This window comes from Micromonospora sp. WMMD1082 (genome assembly GCF_029626175.1).
Lineage (GTDB): Bacteria > Actinomycetota > Actinomycetes > Mycobacteriales > Micromonosporaceae > Micromonospora.
In genome coordinates this window covers 588,270-606,687 of record NZ_JARUBM010000002.1, presented here as the reverse complement: position 1 = coordinate 606,687, position 18,418 = coordinate 588,270, and the positions used below count along the sequence as shown (strand labels likewise).

Annotated in this window: 15 protein-coding genes, 1 tRNA gene and 2 pseudogenes; 9 read left to right on the top strand and 9 right to left on the bottom strand. The window is 70.6% G+C overall.

Annotation, left to right across the window (positions count from 1 at the left end; all coding sequences use genetic code 11):
* The first annotated feature begins 16 nt into the window (after nucleotides 1–16).
* A tRNA-Lys gene (locus O7615_RS02950) sits at nucleotides 17–92 on the top strand.
* 154 nt (nucleotides 93–246) lie between these two features.
* Here the strand turns inward: O7615_RS02950 and O7615_RS02945 are convergent.
* Both O7615_RS02945 and O7615_RS02940 read right to left on the bottom strand, forming a co-directional pair.
* A complete protein-coding gene (locus O7615_RS02945; protein WP_278175637.1) occupies nucleotides 247–822 on the bottom strand; it encodes a flavoprotein in 576 nt (191 codons plus the stop codon).
* Nucleotides 819–2,156 (bottom strand): hypothetical protein, encoded by a 1,338-nt coding sequence (locus tag O7615_RS02940; RefSeq protein WP_278175636.1) that lies wholly within the window; start codon nucleotides 2,154–2,156, stop codon nucleotides 819–821. The genes O7615_RS02945 and O7615_RS02940 overlap by 4 nt, the downstream gene beginning before the upstream one ends.
* Before the next feature lie 424 nt (nucleotides 2,157–2,580).
* On the opposite strand from O7615_RS02940, the gene amcA reads away from it, so the two are divergent.
* The 4 genes and pseudogenes from amcA (at nucleotide 2,581) to O7615_RS02930 (ending at nucleotide 4,100) form a co-directional block, all read left to right on the top strand.
* Nucleotides 2,581–2,745: a multiple cyclophane-containing RiPP AmcA gene (gene amcA, locus O7615_RS34285; protein ID WP_347405118.1), complete on the top strand. Its 165-nt coding sequence runs from the start codon at nucleotides 2,581–2,583 to the stop codon at nucleotides 2,743–2,745.
* Entirely contained in the window at nucleotides 2,742–3,092 is a 351-nt protein-coding gene (locus O7615_RS02935) for a hypothetical protein (RefSeq protein ID WP_278175634.1), read from the top strand. The genes amcA and O7615_RS02935 overlap by 4 nt, the downstream gene beginning before the upstream one ends.
* Nucleotides 3,089–3,325: pseudogene (locus O7615_RS34280) on the top strand (radical SAM protein); the annotation flags it as partial. The gene O7615_RS02935 and the pseudogene O7615_RS34280, both read left to right, overlap by 4 nt.
* Nucleotides 3,326–3,411: 86 nt before the next feature.
* A pseudogene (locus O7615_RS02930) lies at nucleotides 3,412–4,100 on the top strand (pentapeptide repeat-containing protein).
* A gap of 35 nt (nucleotides 4,101–4,135) precedes the next feature.
* On the opposite strand, the gene O7615_RS02925 reads toward O7615_RS02930, so the two are convergent.
* The 3 genes from O7615_RS02925 to O7615_RS02915 are packed head-to-tail and all read right to left on the bottom strand — an operon-like array spanning nucleotide 4,136 to nucleotide 8,726.
* On the bottom strand, nucleotides 4,136–5,920 hold the full coding sequence (locus O7615_RS02925) for an ABC transporter ATP-binding protein (RefSeq protein ID WP_278175632.1): 1,785 nt from the start codon (nucleotides 5,918–5,920) through the stop codon (nucleotides 4,136–4,138).
* Complete coding sequence (locus O7615_RS02920) at nucleotides 5,917–7,812, bottom strand: ABC transporter ATP-binding protein (protein ID WP_278175631.1); 1,896 nt, start codon at nucleotides 7,810–7,812, stop codon at nucleotides 5,917–5,919. Before O7615_RS02920 ends, O7615_RS02925 begins: the two co-directional genes overlap by 4 nt.
* The gene (locus O7615_RS02915) at nucleotides 7,809–8,726 is read right to left on the bottom strand and encodes a glycosyltransferase (RefSeq protein ID WP_278175629.1); all 918 of its coding nucleotides are present in this window, start codon (nucleotides 8,724–8,726) and stop codon (nucleotides 7,809–7,811) included. Before O7615_RS02915 ends, O7615_RS02920 begins: the two co-directional genes overlap by 4 nt.
* 283 nt (nucleotides 8,727–9,009) lie before the next feature.
* On the opposite strand from O7615_RS02915, the gene O7615_RS02910 reads away from it, so the two are divergent.
* The 3 genes from O7615_RS02910 (at nucleotide 9,010) to O7615_RS02900 (ending at nucleotide 12,468) form a co-directional block, all read left to right on the top strand.
* Nucleotides 9,010–10,272, top strand: coding sequence for a glycosyltransferase (locus O7615_RS02910; protein ID WP_278175628.1), 1,263 nt, complete (start codon nucleotides 9,010–9,012; stop codon nucleotides 10,270–10,272).
* 90 nt (nucleotides 10,273–10,362) lie between these two features.
* On the top strand, nucleotides 10,363–11,625 hold the full coding sequence (locus O7615_RS02905; protein ID WP_278175627.1) for a glycosyltransferase: 1,263 nt from the start codon (nucleotides 10,363–10,365) through the stop codon (nucleotides 11,623–11,625).
* Between the two features lie 90 nt (nucleotides 11,626–11,715).
* Entirely contained in the window at nucleotides 11,716–12,468 is a 753-nt protein-coding gene (locus O7615_RS02900; RefSeq protein WP_278175626.1) for a VOC family protein, read from the top strand.
* 124 nt (nucleotides 12,469–12,592) lie between these two features.
* Here O7615_RS02900 and O7615_RS02895 read toward each other — a convergent pair whose 3' ends face one another.
* The 3 genes from O7615_RS02895 to O7615_RS02885 all read right to left on the bottom strand — a co-directional run bounded on the left by O7615_RS02895 (nucleotide 12,593) and on the right by O7615_RS02885 (nucleotide 16,050).
* The gene (locus tag O7615_RS02895; protein WP_278175625.1) at nucleotides 12,593–13,258 is read right to left on the bottom strand and encodes a LuxR C-terminal-related transcriptional regulator; all 666 of its coding nucleotides are present in this window, start codon (nucleotides 13,256–13,258) and stop codon (nucleotides 12,593–12,595) included.
* Between the two features lie 417 nt (nucleotides 13,259–13,675).
* Nucleotides 13,676–14,962, bottom strand: a complete 1,287-nt coding sequence (locus tag O7615_RS02890; protein ID WP_278175624.1) for an argininosuccinate synthase domain-containing protein — start codon at nucleotides 14,960–14,962, stop codon at nucleotides 13,676–13,678.
* 11 nt (nucleotides 14,963–14,973) lie between these two features.
* A complete protein-coding gene (locus tag O7615_RS02885) occupies nucleotides 14,974–16,050 on the bottom strand; it encodes a TauD/TfdA family dioxygenase (protein ID WP_278175623.1) in 1,077 nt (358 codons plus the stop codon).
* 284 nt (nucleotides 16,051–16,334) lie between these two features.
* On the opposite strand from O7615_RS02885, the gene O7615_RS02880 reads away from it, so the two are divergent.
* Nucleotides 16,335–17,180: a phytanoyl-CoA dioxygenase family protein gene (locus O7615_RS02880; protein WP_278175622.1), complete on the top strand. Its 846-nt coding sequence runs from the start codon at nucleotides 16,335–16,337 to the stop codon at nucleotides 17,178–17,180.
* Between the two features lie 110 nt (nucleotides 17,181–17,290).
* On the opposite strand, the gene O7615_RS02875 is transcribed toward O7615_RS02880, so the two are convergent.
* A complete protein-coding gene (locus tag O7615_RS02875; protein WP_278175621.1) occupies nucleotides 17,291–18,397 on the bottom strand; it encodes an alcohol dehydrogenase catalytic domain-containing protein in 1,107 nt (368 codons plus the stop codon).
* Nucleotides 18,398–18,418 lie beyond the last annotated feature (21 nt).

The window sequence follows — 18,418 nt, the reverse complement described above, 5'->3', positions numbered from 1 at the left end:
TCCCCGTTGTCAGCGAGCGCCGCTAGCTCAACTGGCAGAGCAGCGGACTCTTAATCCGCGGGTTCGGGGTTCGAGTCCCTGGCGGCGCACCACCGAGCAAGGCCCTGACCTGGTAGAACTCTGCCGGTCGGGGCCTTTTCGCGTACGACGCAGGTGGCCCTGGGTGCGCTCGGCAACCGCTGGGCCGCATTGGCGCCGGTGGGGCGCGGTGCGATGCCATGGATGCCTGCGTTGGGCATGGTTCGATCAGCCGTGGTCGGAGGTGGCCGATCGATCCGGGTGGGCGAGTCGGGCCGCTGTCTCGAACGCCATCTTCCAGGGAAAGGCGCGCTGCTGATTCTGCCCGCTGCCGGGCGGGTGTGGTTCCCAGCCGTCTTTGGGACCGAGCAGGATCCGTATGCCTTCATCGCGGAGGCCTGCCACGGCGCGGCGGAAGGGCAGGCGGGCGGCGAGTGCGGCGTTGACGAACGGGACGATGACGGTCGGCACCTGCCGTCCGATCAGTTCGGCGACCGAGGTCATGGCGTAGTTGTCGGCGAGGCCGAGGGCGATTTTGTTGATCGAGTTGTACGTCGCGGGTGCGATGATCAGGGCGTCGGTGGCGGGTAGCGAGCGGCGGTTGCCGGGGGATGCGTGGTAGCTGGATCGCACCGCGGCACCGGTCAGCCTCTCGATCGCAGGGGCGTCGATGAAGTCGACGCTGCTGGGCGTGGCGGTGACGGCGGTCGTCCAGGAGTGCGTCTGCGCGACGCTGATCAGTTGGGTCACGTCGGCGGCGGGGCCGGCGGCGCAGACGACGATCTGCAGGTGACCGCCGGTCATAGCCGGATCCCGGCCACTCGTGCGAAGTCGATGACGGCGGTGCGGGCGGAGCCCTTGGTGAGGAGCGCCAGGTCGGCGGCGATGCGTTGGACGGCAGGGCGGCAGCGGATCTCCTCGGGTGCCACTTCGTACGCCATGCTCAGCGAGGTCAGGCCGTGCTCATAGCGCCCCCACTGGGTGTAGGCGCGGGCGACGTCTACGTACAGCGAGGCTTTGCGCTCGGCGAGCGTGACCTTGTCCAGCGGTACCGTGCGAGCGATCGCGATGGCCGTTCCAGCATCGCCAAGGGCCAGGGCGATGTTGACCCGGTGCAGCAGAACATTGGTGGCACCGAAGCCGGTCCACCGGTCGTTGCCGTCGTAGCCGAGTCGGGCAGCGGCGCGGCTTGCCTCATCGAGCATCGCTTGTGCGGTGTCCCGGTCGTCGCTGCGAGCGGCGGCGACGGCACCTCGGAGGACGAGTGCGCCGTAGACGGCCACTGCTTCAGTTGACGCGAGGCGCGTGTCCCGGTCGAGTATGCCGGCCGTGCTCTCGGCGAGGGTCACCGCCTGCTCGTCGTGGCCGTTGCTCATCAGGGCGTGGGTCATGATCCGAGCGCTCGCGGCGACGGCCACCGGGTCCTCACTGGCTGCGGCGGCTTGGGTGCTGCGCTCCGCCGCTACCAGGGCCATTCCTCGGTCACCCACCTTGAGCAGGACGCTGCCGACGACGTGGTACAGGTCCGCGGCCAGGACCTCGATCTGCGTTTGCTGCTCGCTCGCGGCACCGGCCGTGGCCGACGTGAGGGCCGGCAGCAGCGTTACGAGCTGGTCGAGGACGCGTTCGTAATGGCAGGCCTGGTAGTCGATCTTTGCGGTGGCCACGGCCCGGGAAAACTGCTGAGCGGACAGCGCCACCGCGTTCGAATGGCGTGGCGAGATGAGCGCGTCGAGTAATGGCACGACGTTGGGCACGGCGGCGACGCCGATCGCCGCCCCGCGCAGGAGATTTCTTCGTCGCACGTCACCGTCCGAGCCCAAGTCGGTGTGTCCCTCACCGCCAGTATCCGCATCCGCGGCGGCATCCGGCAGTGTGGCACCCACGGTTGCGCCGCTGGTTCCCGCCGCTCGCAGGGCCTCGAAGCGTTCCCGGACGTCGGGTGTGGCTCGGGCCAACACGGTGTCCAGTGCGGCCTGCATGTCGGCGCGCGGTATGACCTTGTAGCCCTGGCTGCTCCACTTGGCCACCGTCCGCCGGGCCGCGCCCAGGTGCTCGGCGAAGGCGGTGACGCTCATCCGCAACGCCTTGCGCAGCGCGTTCGCATCCCGGCCGGTCCAGGTCGTTACCGCAGCCATCGCACGTCCTTCCGTAACGGACAGTCGCCGGCCTGGTGATCGTACCGGTACGTGGGGTGACGGCAGGTGCACCGCCAATGCACCGGCAGGACATTCCGTCGGTCTGCCATTCGAACCAGCCTGGACGTGCCGGCGCGCCGTTCCCCAGAGGCTCACCGGCTGACCAGCGGCAATCTCACGCCAGGGAGTTCCACATGGACGTGCCTATCGGCGACAGGTCGGAACGCGACCCGACGCACCGGCAAGTGCTCCCGCCGGGTACTCCGTCGACCGCACGGGTGACTCCCCGTTCGCGTACCGCCAACAGGGCTGCGTGGGCGGGTGGCCGGCGGTCCGCTCCCGGCCGCTGGTTGAACGCGGTGGGCTTGCCGGTATGCCGGCAAGCCCACCGCGCACAGGCGACGGTTCCGCGCAAGGGCCGGTCATAACCGTGTACGTCTCGCGTCACGCCACGACCGGCGAGCTACCGCGAGACCAGGGTGCTGGGGTTCGGCCGGTCGTGTGGCCAGACCCGGCTGATCCACCGTTGCTCACCTACGGGTGGCGTCAGCTGTTCGAGCGGCAGGTCCGGGACGGCGGTCGCCGATGACCGGGGATCGGGACCAGGGACCTGTTCGAGCGAGTGGTGCAGCGCTGTTCCGGCAGGAGCATCTGCCGACGCGTCCGCTGTGGCTTTGCCGGCGGTGCGGTCATCCGTGGCCCTGCGGTGCGGCGAAGCTCGCGCTCGTGGCCGAGTACCAGGACAGCCCGGTGAGCCTGTTTCTCTACCTGGCCAGCTGCCTGCACGACGCGATCGAGGATCTGCACCGGCTCGATCCCACCGAGACGGGTGGCGCCGCCTTCCTGTTCGACCGGTTCCTCGGCTGGCCCGCCCGCACTCGGGTCCACCGCGCCAATACCGCCACGGCGGTCAGAGACGAGGAGGCATCGCCGTGAGCGCCATCGGCCTTATCCATGCCCATGGCCAGCCGGCGATTGCCGGCAGGTTCCACACGCTGGATGTCCACCGACCAGGTTCTGCAACCTGGACTGCACCTAACTGCTACCTGCCCGACCGGCGGTCTCGCTCGCTGATGTCGATGTCAATCCCGACCGCGTGCGTACGGTCGATCGAGCGGCAGGACAGCGCCCACCCGGTCAGCGTCGTGTGGCGCGGCGGCGAGCCAACAAGAAGAAGTAGCCCGCCGACAGGCCGCACCCGATCGATGTTCGGGGTGGGCGTGCCCACCCCGCGTCCGGACAGGTTGAGGGAGACATGCGTACGACCACCGTGGGTGACGCGACGGTTCTCCTGCCCGACCTCGACCCGGAGGACCTCGACCAGGTCACCGACTTGTCTGACGACATCTTCGACGGCCTTGTCGACGGGGTTTCCTGGCGCGGTGCACAGATCGCAGACCTGAGCATTCGGGGTAGCCGGATCACCGCTGCGGACCTCGGTGAGATCACCTGGGAGGGTGGGGCTCTCTACGGCACCGAGATTGTGCGGACGGACCTGTCCGGGGCGACCCTCACCGGCGTCAGCATCGAGCGGTGCTCGGTCACCGGTTCGCGGTTCACCGGCACGCGGTTCACCGACGTACGCCTCAAAGACGTCCTGTTCGAGGGCTGTCGGTTCGACTACGCCACCCTGAATCGGGTCAGCGCCGTCGGCTCGGTGGCTTCATCGACTGCGTTCTCGTCCACGGCACTTGGTCATCCTGCCGGCTGCCCAGCATCGCGCTGCGCTCCTGTGACCTCAGCGACCTGGAACTGGACTCCTGCCGTCTCGACGGCGCCGACCTTCGAGGCAACCGACTGCACGGCTTGACGGCACCGCTGGACAATCTGCACGGCGTCACGCTGAGCGAGACCCAGCTCCCTGAACTCACTCGGCTGACCGTTGATGGCCTGCGCATCGCCATCCGTGCCGAGGCTGGACGAAGCGATGTGCACGGCGGTTGACCGCCTGACCGTGTGGCGTTCGCCGTGCGGGGTGGTTACTGGTACACCCTGGCCTGGAGGGCGTACAGCTCGGCGTACTGGCCGTTGGCGCGGATCAGTTCGGCGTGGCTGCCCATCTCGGCGATCCGTCCGTCGCGTACGACGATGATCTGGTCGGCCATGCGGACGGTGGAGAACCGGTGCGAGACGAGCAGGGTGATCGCGCCGGTGGTGGCGGCGACCCGACGGGACTGTTCGGCGTACCGTTCGAAGAGACCGTGCTCCGCCTCCGGGTCGAGCGCCGAGGTGGGCTCGTCGAGCACCAGCAGCAGCGGGGTCTCGCGCATCAGGGCCCGGCCGAGCGCCAGCTTCTGCCACTGACCACCGGACAGTTCCGCGCCGTCGGCGTAGCTCTTGCCGAGTTGGGTCTCCAGCCCTTCCGCCAGGTGGGTGAGCACATCGGTGCTCCGGGCGCGTTCCAGCGCCGCCCGCACGGCCGCCGCATCGTCCATCTGGGCCAGGTCGCCCACACCGACCGCCTGGCGGGCGAGCAGTTCGTAGCGGACGAAGTCCTGGAAACCGGCGGAGATCCGTTGCCGCCACGCCTCGATGGACAGCTCGCGCAGGTCCACGCCGTCCACCAGCAGTCGACCCCGGGTGGGCTGGTAGAAGCCGCAGAGGAGCTTGACCAGGGTGGTCTTTCCGGCGCCGTTCTCGCCGACGACCGCGACGACGGAGCCGGCGGGCAGGGCGAGGTCGACGCCGCGCAGCGCGGCCGCGTCGCTGGCCGGGTAGCTGAACTCGACGCCGTCGAAGACGATCCCGTCCCGCAGCCGTTGCGGCGGCAGCTGATCGGCGGAGGCCTTGCCCGGGAGGGCGACCGCGGTGCCGAGCTGCTCCATCCGGCGGTAGGCGCTGGCCATCCGGAGGAGGTCCTGCATCAGCGTGACGGCCGTGGTGACCTGCTGGTTGACCTGGGCGGCGAGGGCCACGGCGAGCACCACCGCGCCGACGCTGTGCCGGCCGGTGGTGGCGTCGCGCAGGATCAGCAGGACACCGCCCACGTACGCGGCGGCGAAGACCAGTTGCCCGGCTACCAGGGTGGCGGCGGCCGTGGTCTGGGCCCGGTGCAGTCCGGCGGTGCCGCGCTCCCACAGCTCGGCACGCCTGCGGCGAAGCTGCTCCTCCAGCCGGAAGACCCGCACCTCGCCAGCGTGACGGGAGGAGGTGGCCAGGTTGAACAGGTTGAGCGAGAGGCGGACGGGTTCGGCGGTCGCGGTCTTGGCCGCGTCGAGGCGCCGCTCGGCCAGCCGCCCGGTGTAGAGCGGGGGGATCGCGGCCAGCGGCAGCAGCAGGAGCAGTGGGTGCAGCCGGGCCAGCAGCACGGCGGTGACCACCATGGCGAGCAACAGGCTCACCCCGCCGAACAGCGCCTCCAGCCCGATGCGGAAGCGGCGCGCCTCGCGCTGCAGGACGGTCAGCGAGTCGGCCTGTTCGGCCTGCTCGTGGTGGCCGATGCCGACGGCTCCGTTGGAGAGGCCGATGAGCTTGCGGTCGAAGTCGATCTCGGCGAGTTCGGAGAGTTCGAAGTAGAGCACGTGGGCGAAGTGGCTGAACGTGAGCGTGACGATGGCCAGGACGGCGACCAGCACACCGTAGAGCGCCCCCTCGCGCCAGCTGCCCGCCACCACGGCGTCGGTCATCGCGCCGAGGCCGACGGCGAGCAGCGGTGCCGCGAGCGCACCGCAGACCATCAGGACGATCGAGCCGATCGTCCGGATGCGGTCCATCCGCCACGCGGTGGCCAGGAGCTGCCGGCAGCCGGCGAGCACGTGGGTCACGTCGCCACCTCCTCGGGCTGCGCGGCGTCGGTGAACCGGTCGGCCTGCAATCGGAACAACCGGGCGTACCGGCCGCCGAGGGCGATCAGTTCGTCGTGGCTGCCCTGCTCGGCGACCTTGCCGTCGGTCAGCACGACGACGTGGTCGGCCTGCCGGACGGTGGAGAAGCGGTGCGAGATCAGCAGGGTGGTGGCGCCCTGGGTCAGCTCGGCGAACTCGTCGAAGAACTGGGCCTCGGCGCGGACGTCGAGGCTCGCGGTGGGCTCGTCGAGGACCACGATGGGTGACCCGTGACGCAGTGCGAACAGGGCGCGGGCCAGTGCCACCCGCTGCCACTGCCCACCGGAGAGGTCGGTGCCGCCGCCGATCTGCTTGGTCAGCGGGGTGTCCAGCCCGCTGGGTAGCCGCGCCAGGTCGTCGGCCATGCCGACCGCCTGGGCGGCCTGCTCGATGCCCGAGCGGTCGTCGGCCGCGTCGATCGCGCCGTAGCCGATGTTCGCCGCCGCCGAGATCTCGTAGCGGGCGAAGTCCTGGAAGATGACGCCGAGCTTGCGGCGCCACTGGCTGACCGGATAGGTGCGGATGTCGACGCCGTCGACCCGGATCGCGCCGCCGGTGGGTTCGTAGAGCCGGGCGAGCAGCTTGACCAGGGTGGTCTTGCCGGCCCCGTTGAGGCCGACGATCGCGGTGCAGCGGCCGACCGGGATCGTCAGGTCGAGCTGGTCGAACACGAGCCGGTCCTGCCGGGGGTAGGCGAAGGAGACCTGGTCGAAGTGGATCGTGGTAACGGGGTCGGGCACGACGGTCGGCGCGACCGCCGGGGGCCGGTCAGCACCGTTGTCGCGGACCTCGGCCGGGTACGCCTCGACCCGCTGCGCGAACCGCTGGACGGCGTCGTAGGCGGTCATGCCCACGGCGATCTGGTTGTCCGCCTCGGGGTAGAACTCCGACAGCCGCAGCGCGCCGAGGCTGGCCTGCATCACCAGCGCGAAGCCGGTGAGCGTCAGCTGGCCGGCCGCGGCGCGCCCGGTGAGGGCGAAGACCATGCTGGTGAGGACCAGCCCGACCAGCGCATATCGGAAGAAGGGCCAGAGGTAGAGCCGCCGGCGGGCCACCCAGAGCGGGGCCAGCCAGGACCGGTACGCCTGTTCGAGCGTCGAGGTCAACCAGCCGGCGAGCCCGAAGACGCGGATCTCCTTGCCGGCCGGCGGCTGGATACCGAGCCCGCGCAGGTAGTCGATCTTGCGTTCGGGCCCGTCGAGGGCGTAGCGCAGCCGGGAGTAGTGACGGATACCGTTGCGCTGCCCGTAGCGGAACAGCAGCACCACCACGACCAGGGCCAACGCCGCCCACCAGGCGAACGCGAGCGCGATGATCGTGGCGTAGCCGATCAGCTGCACGTACCGGGCGCCGAGCGCGAGCAGGCCGGCGCAGGCCTGGCCAGGGCTCTGGAAGCCGTACTGCACCTCGTCGACGGCGGCCCGGAGATCCTGGAGAGCGGCCTGGTCCTCCAGGGGCGCGATGCCCCGGGGCCGCAGGGCGGCGGTCATCAGTTCGTCGAACATCTGGCCATCGACGCGTCGGGCCATCAGTTCGCCGAGCGAGCCCTGGAAGGGCGCGACGATCTGCTGGCCGACGAAGGCCGCGGCGGCCACCGCGAAGATGGCCAGCAGGGAGCGCCAGGCCGCCGAGCCGGTGCCGCCGGTGACCGCCTCGGGCACCCGGCCGAGCAGGTTGCTCGTGGCGACCACGAAGACCACCGGCAGGGCACCCAGCACGATGTTGATCGCGGCGAGGCCGACGACCAGCCGGGCGCCGGCGCGCGGCAGGATCCGGACGATGCTCCACCGCTTGCCGAACTCCGCCAGTGCGGTGTGCCACCAGCTCGTCACCGAGCCTGCTTCCGGTCCATCCGGGTGGCCTCCGGCGGCAGGTCGAGCACCGCGATCACATCGTTGATGTTGAACGGGTGAATGGTCGGAGTCGCCAGCAGCAGCGGCATGACCGGAGAGCGGTACTTCGCGTTCATGTGTTGGTAGTTGATCGTCGCGTCCGTGAGGTTCTGGCTGAAGTCCTTGGGGTGGGGGTAGTGCACGGATCTGGCGGCGCGGTCGAGCACGAAGCGTGCCCCGTCACAGTGCAGCCGGTACCCCAGGTCCAGGTCCTCACCGCCGAGGGTGCGGAAGGTCTCGTCGAAGAGGCCCACGTCGTGCAGCTGGCGGGTACGCGCCGAGACGTTGCACGTCCAGTACATGATCCACGGCGCCGGAAGGTCGGCGAACTCGTCGTTGTCGTAGCGGAGATAGAACCCCTCACGGACGTCGGAGTAGTCGCGCCGGGTGGCGAGCCGCTCGATCGTCCCGTCGGGGTCCAACGGGTCGATCAACCGTTCGAGTTCGCTGTTGTTCCCGCCGTCGAGGTCGAAGCCGTAGACGTAGCCGATCACGGCGACCGGCCCGGGCGCCGCATCGTGGCTGGCCAGGTGCGCGGCGAGCATCGTGGAGTGCGCCATGACGCCGGAGTCGAGCATCACGCAGATCTCGCCCGCCGCCCGCCGGATGCCCGCGTTGCGGGCCCGGGTGGCGCCGACGCCGTCGTGCTCCTGATAGAGGTGGTGCAGGTCGAGCCGGTCCCGGTAGCGGTCGATCACCGACGTGGTGTGGTCGGTGGACCCGTCGTCACCGATCAGGACCTCGAACTGGTCGGTCGCAAGGCTCTGCCGGGTCAGCGACTCCAGTGTGTGGCCGAGCAGTTCGGCCCGGTTGTAGGTCGGGATTACCACGCTACAGCGCCGCGAGTTGGCCATCTTGTCTCCTAGTGGTCAACGGCTACGAACGATGCGCACGGAGATCGATCGAGGCTAACAGATCTTCCAATGACCATCGTGGCTCTCACCCGCACGGTCTGCGGGTACGCGCGAAGGACGGGTCGTCCCAGCGTGTCAGGGCGATCGACGCGGGGGCATCCTCGCCCGTGCGCTCGCCGCGCCCTCTTCCAGCCGTGTCCTGCACGACCGCAATCTGGAAGATGTGGTGACCGGGCGCGGCTGACAGACTGACCGCCGGTGACCCAAACCGGAAGGGTTCCCCATGCCCCGTTCCATGCGGACCGATGCCGAGGTGTCGGTCGTCATTCCGACCTACAACCGCAGTGCGGCGCTGCGGTTGACGCTGGAGCACCTGGCCCGGCAGCGGCTGCCGGTCGAGAGGTTCGAGGTCATCGTCACCGACGACGGATCCTCCGATGACACCCGTGTGGTGGTGGAGGAAGCAGCGGGATCACTGCGCATCCGGTACCACTTCCAGCCGGACGACGGCTTCCGGGCCGGTGCCGCGCGCAACGCCGGCGCCCGCCTGGCTACCGCGCCGATGTTGTCCTTCCTGGACACCGGCACCTTCGTCGCCCCCGAATACCTGGAGCGGCTTCTCGCCGAGTACGCCGGTGGCGAACGTCTGGCGGTCATCGGCTACGCCTACGGCTACGACATCGACGGTGAGATGCCCGGCCTGGCCGAGGCGATGGAGGGGGCACTGCCCGAGGACGTCGTGGCCCGGTTCCGCGACGAGCCGGCCTTCTTCGATCCGAGGCACCGCTACTTCGCCGCGGCCGACTTCGATCTGGGCCGGCTGGCCGCGCCGTGGGTGCTGTTCTGGTCGCTGAACTGCTCCGTACGCGCCAACGACTTCTGGCGGGTCGGCGGGTTCGACGAGGAGTTCCACCGCTGGGGCATCGAGGATCTGGAACTCGCGTACCGGATGTTCAAGGACGGGGTCAACTTCCGCCTGACCCGGTCGGCGTGGGCGGTGCACGCGCCCCAGGGTCGCGACCGGGACGCGAACATGGCCGACGGCAAGGCCAACATCGCGCACTTCATCGCCCAGCATCCGGAGCCGCCGATAGAGGTGGTCTGGAAGGTGATGCAGCGGACCGAACTGCTGGATCTGGAGGAGAACTACCAGTTCCTGCTCTCCTGGGCGGACAAGGTGCGTACGGTCGACGTGGCCGACGAGGTGGAGCGGGAACTGCCCCACCTCGACGCGGCGGGCCGGACGGCCGTCCTCGGCGCCGGTGGCCGCGTACCGGCCGGGTTGTCGCCCGCGGTGCTGCTGGACTTCGACGCCGACCTGCTGACGACGGCGACCTCCGGCACCTCGCACGTGGCACACCACGCGATCGGCCTGCGCACGCCGGTGGCCGACGACGCGGTGGAGAACGTGCTCCTGACCTCCCGGCTCGCGGGACTCTGGTCTCGTTGGGGCGCGGACTTCCTGCTGGAGGCGCACCGGATCGGCCGCTCCGTCCGGCTGACCGACGAACTGGCCCGGCAGGTCCACGCCCTCAGGCGGTACTGAGCCGAGACCGGCACGACGGCAATCTGTAAGGCGTGCCAGGGGCCCGCGGTCGCCAGACTGGTTACTGGCAACCCGAACCGAAGGGTGTTCATGTCGATCTCACCCGGAAACGGCCCGCAGCTGTCGGTCATCATTCCGACCTTCAACCGCAGCGACCTGTTGAGGCAGACGCTGGGGAACCTGGCCCGGCAGCGGATGCCGACGGAGATGTTCGAGGTCATCGTCGCCGACGACGGTTCGTCGGACGACACCCGTGCGGTGGTGACCGAGGCGGCGAAGGCGCTACCCGTCCGATATCACTTCCAGCCGGACGAGGGGTTCCGGGCGGGGGCCGCGCGCAACGCCGGCGCCCGCCTGGCGACGGCCCCGATCCTGGTGTTCCTGGACACCGGTGCGCTCGTCGGACCGGACTTCCTGGACTGCCATCTCGCCGAACACGACGCCGGCGACCGCACGGCGGTGGTGGGCTACGCCTACGGATACGACCTCGCCGAGACCACACCCGGTCTCGCGGCAGCGGCCGCCGAGGCGCTGCCCGAGCAGGTCGTCGCCCGGTTCCAGGGTGTGGCGAGCTTCGCCGACGACAGACAACCGCAGCTCGTCGCCTGCGACTTCGATCTGGGCCAGCTGGCTGCCCCGTGGGTGCTGTTCTGGACGTTGAACTGCTCCCTGCGCGCCGACGACTTCTGGCGGCTGGGCGGCTTCGACGAGGACTTCCGCGGCTGGGGTCTGGAGGATTTGGAACTCGCCTACCGCCTGTTCAACGACGGGGTCGGGTTTCGCCTCGCCCGGCAGGCGTGGGTGGTGCACGCCCCGCACGGTCGGGACCGGGACGCGATCCTGGCCGACTGCATGCGCAACCTGCGCCGGCTGCTGGTGAAGCACCCGGAGCCACCGATCGAGATCGTCTGGCGGCTGATGCAACGCGCCAGCCCGCTGGACCTGGAGGTCAGCTACCAGTTTCTGCTGTCGTGGGCGGACCGGGCGCGAGGCATCGATGTGGCCGACGAGCTGGCACGGGAGGTGTCCCGCCTCGACCCGGCGGGCCGGACGGTCGTGGTCGGGGCGGGCAACCGGGTGCCACCGACCCTGCCCGCGGCGATCCTGCTGGACTTCGACGCGGACCTGCTCGCCGAGGCGACCTCCGCCACCTCGCACGTGGGGCACCACGCGATCGGTCTGCGCACCCTGCTGGAGGACGGCGCGGCCGACACCGTGCTGCTCACCTCCCGGCTCGTCGGGCTCTGGCCCCGATGGGGCCGGGCCCTGCTGACGGAGGCGCACCGCATCGGCCGGTCCGTCCGCCTCACCGACGCGTTCGCGGAGCAGATCGGGGACTCCCCACCAGGTTGAGCCCGGCCCCGCGCGGGGCGCGGTGCGGGCCTCGGCCCCCGTGTTATAGATGGATGGAAGTTTGTGGGAAACGTCACGAGGAGGAGCCACATGCCACGAATCCAGCTCGGCAGCATCCTGCTTGGCACGGCCGACGCGGAACGCCTGCGCGCCTGGTACGTCGCCGCCTTCGCCCCGGTGGAGACGCCGTCAGGGTTTCTCGACTTCGGCGGGTTCGAGATGCTGGTCGACGGCCGCGACGACGTCGGCAGCAAGAACGCCGAGCCGGGCCGCGTGATCCTCAACTTCGAGGTCGACGACGCGCGGGCGGTCGCCGCCCACCTCGACGGCATGGGGGTGACGTGGCTCGTGCCCCTGGAGGAACGCAAGGACGGGCTGTTCGGCACGCTGCTCGACCCGGACGGCAACTACGTCCAGGTCATCGAACTCAACGAGGCCTATCTTGCGGCGAAGCAGGGTGACCGGCCCGCGGGAGGGACGTTGCTGGCGCAGTCCAAGGCGTTCAACGGGTTCTCGGTGGACGACATCCCGGCCGCGAAGAGGTTCTACGGCGAGACGTTGGGGCTGACCGTCGACGAGGAGTACGGCATGCTGCACCTGCGGTTGGCCGGTGGCCGTGACGTGCTCGTGTATCCCAAGGCCGAGCACCAGCCGGCCACCTACACGATGCTCAACTTCCCGGTCGACGACATCGACGCGGCCGTGGACGAGCTGGTCGGCCGGGGCGTGCGGTTCGAGGCGTACGACAACGTCGACGCCAAGGGCATCCACCGCGGCGAGGGACCGCCGATCGCCTGGTTCCGCGATCCGGCCGGCAACATCCTCTCCGTGCTCCAGGAGTGATCGGGCGCCGTACCCGATGGCGGGATGCCATGGTGGGGCCGGTAGGTCCGGCCCTCGCCGTGGCGTCCGCCCGCGGGGGGCACGGGCGAACCCGGCCACCTGTCGACGTGCGGCGGGGCGGGCGCTAGTCGCACTCCACCAGGCCGGCCCGGATGGCGTTGATCGCGGCGGTCGTGCGGTTGGGTGAGTCCAACTTGAGCATGATGCTCGCCACCAGGCGCTTCGCACCGTGGCTGGAGATGGCGAGTCGCCGCGCGATCTGCTTGTTGCTCAACCCCTTCACCAGCAGGGTGAGCGCCTCGGTCTCCCGAGCGGTCAGGTTCACCGTGCGGGCGCGGGTGCCCGTCCCCGGCTCGTCGGCGCGGGCGAGCAGGGCACGGGTCAGCGTGGGCGGCATCGGCAGCTCGCCGCGGCGGATGCGGTGCAGGGTGTCGCTGAGCAGATCGGCGGTGAGGCGCTGCTGGGACACGAAGCCGTCCACCGGCATCGAGGCCAGCTGGGTGACGTTGGTGGTGGCCACCTCGTCGACGAGCAGGATGACGTGGGTGCTGCCGCGTACCGCCCGGCCCTCGTTCTCGAGCCAGTGCGCCTCGGGCGGCGCCACGATGAGGAAGTCGACGCCGCCGAACTGCGACAGCATCTCGTACTCCTCTCGGGAGCCGCAGCGGTGCACGGTCGAGACCTCCGGCACGCTACCGAGCACCGCCTCGATGCCCCGGCCGAACACTTCGTTATCCACCAGGACCGCAACGGTCAGCGTGCCGCGGTCGACCTCGAGCAAGCTCTGCATGTCACTACCTCCACTGTGTCGCCGGTTGTGCCGTGGTCGACGCGGACGTCGTACCCTCGTCGATCGGCTAGGCCCGATGGATGAGGCGGCGCCGCGCGGGTGCCTGGGCTAGGGTGGTAACCGCGTCGCCGCGGCGAGCCCGTCTCCGGCCCCTCCGCGCCGTTGCCATGAGACGAGGCGTGCGTCCGCCGGCCGCCGTGCGTCCGGATCGTCCGTCACGTCGACCACTTGACGGCGTGTGCCGTCTCCGCCGACCTCCATCGGCTACAGGCCCATCGTGCTATCGGCGACCGTGGCGGCTCATCTCCTGGATTGCGCGGTGGCTGACCAGCGTCTTTCTCCAGAACGGCCGCTGGGCCGCCATCGGTCGACCGATGGCGGCCCAGCGGCCGTGACGGCGTGGGTCAGACGGGTCGATCAGCGGTCGGCCATGCCGTCGAAGGCGTCCGCTGCGGTGCCGCTGCGTTCATCGACGTCTCCTCCGAGGCGGTGCGTCGCCGTCGACCGGGTGCGGACGGTGTCGGCGAGGGTCATCAGGTGGTGCCAGGAGGCGTACCCGTAGTCGTCCATCCAGTCGTGGAAGTCGACGCCGAGCCGGGCGTAGTGCAGCCCGTGCGGCGTGACCAGCCGCAGTACCGTCACCGCACCCCGGTACAGCCGCAGCTCGACGGTGCCGGTCAACGGCTCGTCCAGCTCGGCCAGGCACCGCCGGAGCGTACGCCCGAGGTGGCTGAACCAGCCGCCCTGCACCGCCGTGGTGGTCCACTCGGTGGAGAGCAGCGTCCGTACGGTGTGTTCGCGCGGGTCGAGGACGGCGTTGGCCAGCGCACGGTGGGCGGTCGTGATGACCGCTGCCGCCGGAGACTCCCGGACCTCGTGGTTCTTCACCCCGAACGCGGTGTCCTCCAGCCCGGCGTAGCGGCCCACGCCGTGCCGGCCGGCCAGCTCGTTGAGCCCGGTCACCAGGTCGCGCAGGGGCAGCGTGGTGCCGTCCAGGGCAACCGGCAGCCCCGCCGCGAAGGTCAGGCTCAGCTCGGCCGGTTCGGCGGGGCAGTCGACCGGGTGCCGGGTGAGGGTGAAGACCGACTCGTCCAGGCGGTTCTCCGGGGTCTCCAGGCTGCCGTTCTCGATCACCCGCGCCCACGGGTTCACGTCGACGCTGTGCACCGCGTCGGGCAGCACGACGCCGACCTCCGCCAGCCGGGCCTGCTTCTGCGCCCGGGTCACGTTGGAGCCCAGGAACGGCGCGACGACGTGCAGCGTCGGTGCCAACGCGACGACCGAGCGACCCAGCCGGGCCGTGCTGTTCTGCATGTACGTCGCGGTGTGCCCGATGGCGTCGCCGCCGACGTCCCGGGCCACCCGGACCGCCGCCCGAGCCATCAACGGTCGGCTCAGGGTGGACCCGACCGGGAACTGTCCCTGGTAGTAGGCGTCGGCGTGGATCGCGGCGGGCACCGCCTCGGTGAAGAACTCCTCGGTCACGTCGGCTTCCTGGTACGACGCGCCGAACCGGGCGGCCAGATCCCGGGCCTGGCCGTCGTCCGGCGCCCCGATGCGGACGTTCAGCGCGGTGATACTGACCGGCGCGTCCTTGAGCAGATGGAGCAGGTAGGTGCCATCCAGACCGCCCGAGTACAACAGCACCAGGTGCCGGGGCGGCCGGGCGATCAACTCGTCCAGCGTGGTGATGAAACGGCGCATCGGGTGCCCCTTCATCGTGCGGAGACCGAGCGGGTGACACCGGCCAGCGGCGTCGACGCCGGCGCGGTCGGCCGGTCGGCCAGGATCGTGGTCAGCGGCGCGAGCACCCGTGAGCCGGGCGGCCGGACCCCACGAGAGCGCCGCAGGTCGGCCACCGCGAAGCACCGGCGCAACCACCGGTCGGTGCCGTCGTGGCGGGCGGTGAAGCTGGTACGTCCGTGCACGGCGCGCCAGTTGTCGACCACCAGCAGACTCCCGGTGTCCAGCACGACCGAGGCCAGCGACGGGGTGAGCACGGCCTCCAACTCGTCGAGGGCCTGGCGCGCCTCGTCCGTCATCGGCTCCATGGCGTGGAAGTCCGCGGTCAGTTCCGGATCGTCCACCGGGCCGGACAGCACCGCCACCGGCTCGGAGTACCCGCTGGATCCGTGCTGGACGAACGAGCTGCTGAACCGGATCCGGAACAGCGGCCGGCGCAGGGTCGCCACACCGGATTCGGACAGCCGCGGCTGCACCCGCTGCACCGTGCCGGTCAACGTGTGCCCGCTGCGATCGTGGTCGGGGCGTAGGCAGAGCAGGCTCAGGAAATCCGGCTTGTACGGGTGGAACCCGTTCTCGGTGTGCAACTCCAGGTAGGCGGAGCCGCTGTTCTCCTGCTGGCGCTCGGCGCCGGCGATCGGGGCGACGTCCTGGACGACCCGACCGTGCTTCTCGTCGGTGTACCCGATGATGTCGCCCAGGTGGGACATGACCATCAGCTGGGCGGCCGTGGCGATGCCGACCGAGCGCCAGTCGGCCAGGTAGCCGTCGGTGGGTGTGGCGGGTAGCCGTTCGTCGACCGGCACGTTGCGCACCAGCAGAGCACCCGACGAACTGCTGGTGCACCGGAAGGACACCAGGGCCGCCACCAGGCGCTCGGGCAGCCGGCAACCGATCAGCTCCACGGTGGTCATCGCCGCCTGGGTGCTCAGGTCTGCGTCGCCGAGGGCGTTGACGGCCTCGGCGCACAGGCCGCGCATCAGCACGGCCTCGTCGTGGGTCAGGGTGACCTCTTCGAGGTTGCCGGCATCGGATTCGATCCTGCTCATCTGACTCACTCTCCGGACGAGATCGTTCAGGCATCGGCGGACCAGCAGGCCCTGATGCGTCACGTTTCCACCTTCGGTGGGTGAGCCACCCGACGGAAGCGCAGGAGGCGCGCGCGGTCGACCTGCCCAGCTGACCAGGTCGCAATGAGGAGCAGACCCGGGCGCGGCGGCCGAGGTTGACTAGCGGGGATACCGGGGTCCGTCACGCTGTGGCGCTGGCCCCGACCGCCGGACCACCGCCGGACACCGGCGGGGTCCTGTTCGCACACGAGAAGGGAGCGCAGATGGCCGGGATCGATGCTGCGCGGACCACCGCAGGGCCCGCGCCGCTGACCGCCGGAATGGTGGCGGACTACCACCGCAACGGGTTCCTGCTGCTGCCCGGGGACCACCTGCCCGCCGACCTACTGGCTGAACTGGTCGAGGCCGCCCCGCGGATCCTGGCCCAGGAGGGGCCGCAGCGGGTGCTGGAGCGCGACGGGGTGACCGTGCGATCGGTGTACGGACCGCACCGCACCGATCCGGTGGTGGCCCGGGCCAGCCGGTCGGCGGAGCTTGCCGGCGCGGCCCGGCAACTGCTCGACGACGAGGTGTACGTGCACCAGTCGAAGGTCAACCTCAAGGCCGCCTTCGCGGGCGACCAGTGGGAGTGGCACCAGGACTACATCAACTGGCGGGACCGGGACGGGATTGCGCGGCCGGACCTGGTCAACGTCACGGTGTTCCTGAACGAGGTCAACGAGTTCAACGGTCCGCTGACGTTCATCCCCGGCTCGCACCGGCACGGGCTGCTCGCCGGCACGGACACCGACGGCATGCCGGCCGGCTACGAGGACGGGCCGAACTGGATGGCGACGCTCACCGCCACCGAGAAGTTCCAGGTAGACCGGGCCGTCATCCGTCGGCTGGCCGAGGAGGGCGGGCTGGTCAGTCCCAAGGGGCCGGCCGGCTCCGTGCTGATGTTCCACCCGAACGTGCTGCACGCCTCGTCGCCCAACCTGTCGCCGTTCGACCGGGGCATGCTGTTGATGGTCTACAACGGCGTCCGCAACGCGCCCCGGCCGGTGGCGAGTCCACGCCCGGACTTCCTCGCCGAGCGTGAGGTCGCCCCCATCCCGCTGGCCGCCTGAGGGCGGGCCGGCCGGCGTCCACCGCCCGTGCCCGACTGGGGCGCGGGCGGTGGCCCGATCGCATTCCGGCGGGCGGCGGGGCTGCCCGCTCGGCCCCCTGCGGTGGGCGGTCAGAACGCCGGGGTGGCGCCGTCGGCGCTGAGCACGACCTTGAACGCGTCCTGCCGGTCGAAGAGTCGATACGCCGCACCGGCCTCGCCCAGCGGCAGCCGGTGCGTGACGATCCGGCTCGGATCCAGCCGGCCGGACCGGATCAGCGCCAGCACCGGTTCGCGCATCCGGATCGGGTCACCGACGGCGAACCGCACGGTCAACTCGCGGGCGAACGCGAGCCCGGTGGGGAAGGGCATCGCGGTGGAATGGTGTGCGCCCACCGCGCAGACCGTGGCGTGTGCGGCGGCTGCCCGTAGCGCGCAGGCCAGCGCCGCGTCGCTGCCCACCGCCTCGACGACCGCGTCCGCGCCGCGGCCACCGTCGTCGCGTACCGCCTCGTCGAGCTGTTCCGGGGTGACAGCGGTGAACCCGAAGCCGGCCGCCCGCTCCCGCCGTGCCGGCGTCGGGTCGGCGATCACCACCCGCGCGGCGCCGGCCGTCACCGCGCAGAGCCCGGCGAGCAGACCGAGCGGGCCCGCGCCGACCACCGCGACCAGGGCACCGGGAGTCACCCGCGCCCCGTGCACCGCGGCCAGCCCGGTCGTCAGTACGTCGCCGGCGAAGAGTGCCTGCTCGTCGGTGACGTCGTCCGGGGTGGCGGCGAGCACCACGTCGGCGAAGGGCACCCGGACGAACTCGGCCTGCCCACCGGGCAGCGGCGCCCCCACCACGTCGGCGTACCCGAAGAGGGTCACCGAAGGGCACTGGTAGTGCCAGCCGCGTGCGCACGCCGCGCAGCGCCCGCAGGCGACCACGTCGGAGGCGAAGACCCTGGTGCCGACGGCGAACGGGGCCTGCGACCCCGCCTCGTGGACGGTGCCGGCGAACTCGTGCCCCAGCACCGTGCCGGGCGCGAATCCCGGCAGCTCTCCCCGGTACGGGTGCAGGTCGGTACCGCACACGGCGGTACGGGTGACCCGCACGATCACGTCACGCGGATGCTGGATCCGGGGCAGCTCCACCTCGTCGACGCGTACCGACCCCGGGCCGTGATAGACGACCGCCCGCATGGTCGGGCTCCCACCGCGTCCGGGCTCCGTGGCCCGCGTTCCTGGCATGGTCATCGGCGCACCTTCACGACTGGG

Excerpts from the sequence above, each read along its gene's own strand:
- O7615_RS02945 (WP_278175637.1), bottom strand. The coding sequence starts at position 822 with ATGACCGGCGGTCACCTGCAGATCGTCGTCTGCGCCGCCGGCCCCGCC.
- O7615_RS02940 (WP_278175636.1), bottom strand. The coding sequence starts at position 2,156 with ATGGCTGCGGTAACGACCTGGACCGGCCGGGATGCGAACGCGCTGCGC.
- O7615_RS02935 (WP_278175634.1), top strand. The coding sequence starts at position 2,742 with ATGACCGGGGATCGGGACCAGGGACCTGTTCGAGCGAGTGGTGCAGCG.
- O7615_RS02915 (WP_278175629.1), bottom strand. The coding sequence starts at position 8,726 with ATGGCCAACTCGCGGCGCTGTAGCGTGGTAATCCCGACCTACAACCGG.
- O7615_RS02910 (WP_278175628.1), top strand. The coding sequence starts at position 9,010 with ATGCCCCGTTCCATGCGGACCGATGCCGAGGTGTCGGTCGTCATTCCG.
- O7615_RS02905 (WP_278175627.1), top strand. The coding sequence starts at position 10,363 with ATGTCGATCTCACCCGGAAACGGCCCGCAGCTGTCGGTCATCATTCCG.
- O7615_RS02900 (WP_278175626.1), top strand. The coding sequence starts at position 11,716 with ATGCCACGAATCCAGCTCGGCAGCATCCTGCTTGGCACGGCCGACGCG.
- O7615_RS02895 (WP_278175625.1), bottom strand. The coding sequence starts at position 13,258 with ATGCAGAGCTTGCTCGAGGTCGACCGCGGCACGCTGACCGTTGCGGTC.
- O7615_RS02890 (WP_278175624.1), bottom strand. The coding sequence starts at position 14,962 with ATGCGCCGTTTCATCACCACGCTGGACGAGTTGATCGCCCGGCCGCCC.
- O7615_RS02885 (WP_278175623.1), bottom strand. The coding sequence starts at position 16,050 with ATGAGCAGGATCGAATCCGATGCCGGCAACCTCGAAGAGGTCACCCTG.
- O7615_RS02880 (WP_278175622.1), top strand. The coding sequence starts at position 16,335 with ATGGCCGGGATCGATGCTGCGCGGACCACCGCAGGGCCCGCGCCGCTG.
- O7615_RS02875 (WP_278175621.1), bottom strand. The coding sequence starts at position 18,397 with ATGACCATGCCAGGAACGCGGGCCACGGAGCCCGGACGCGGTGGGAGC.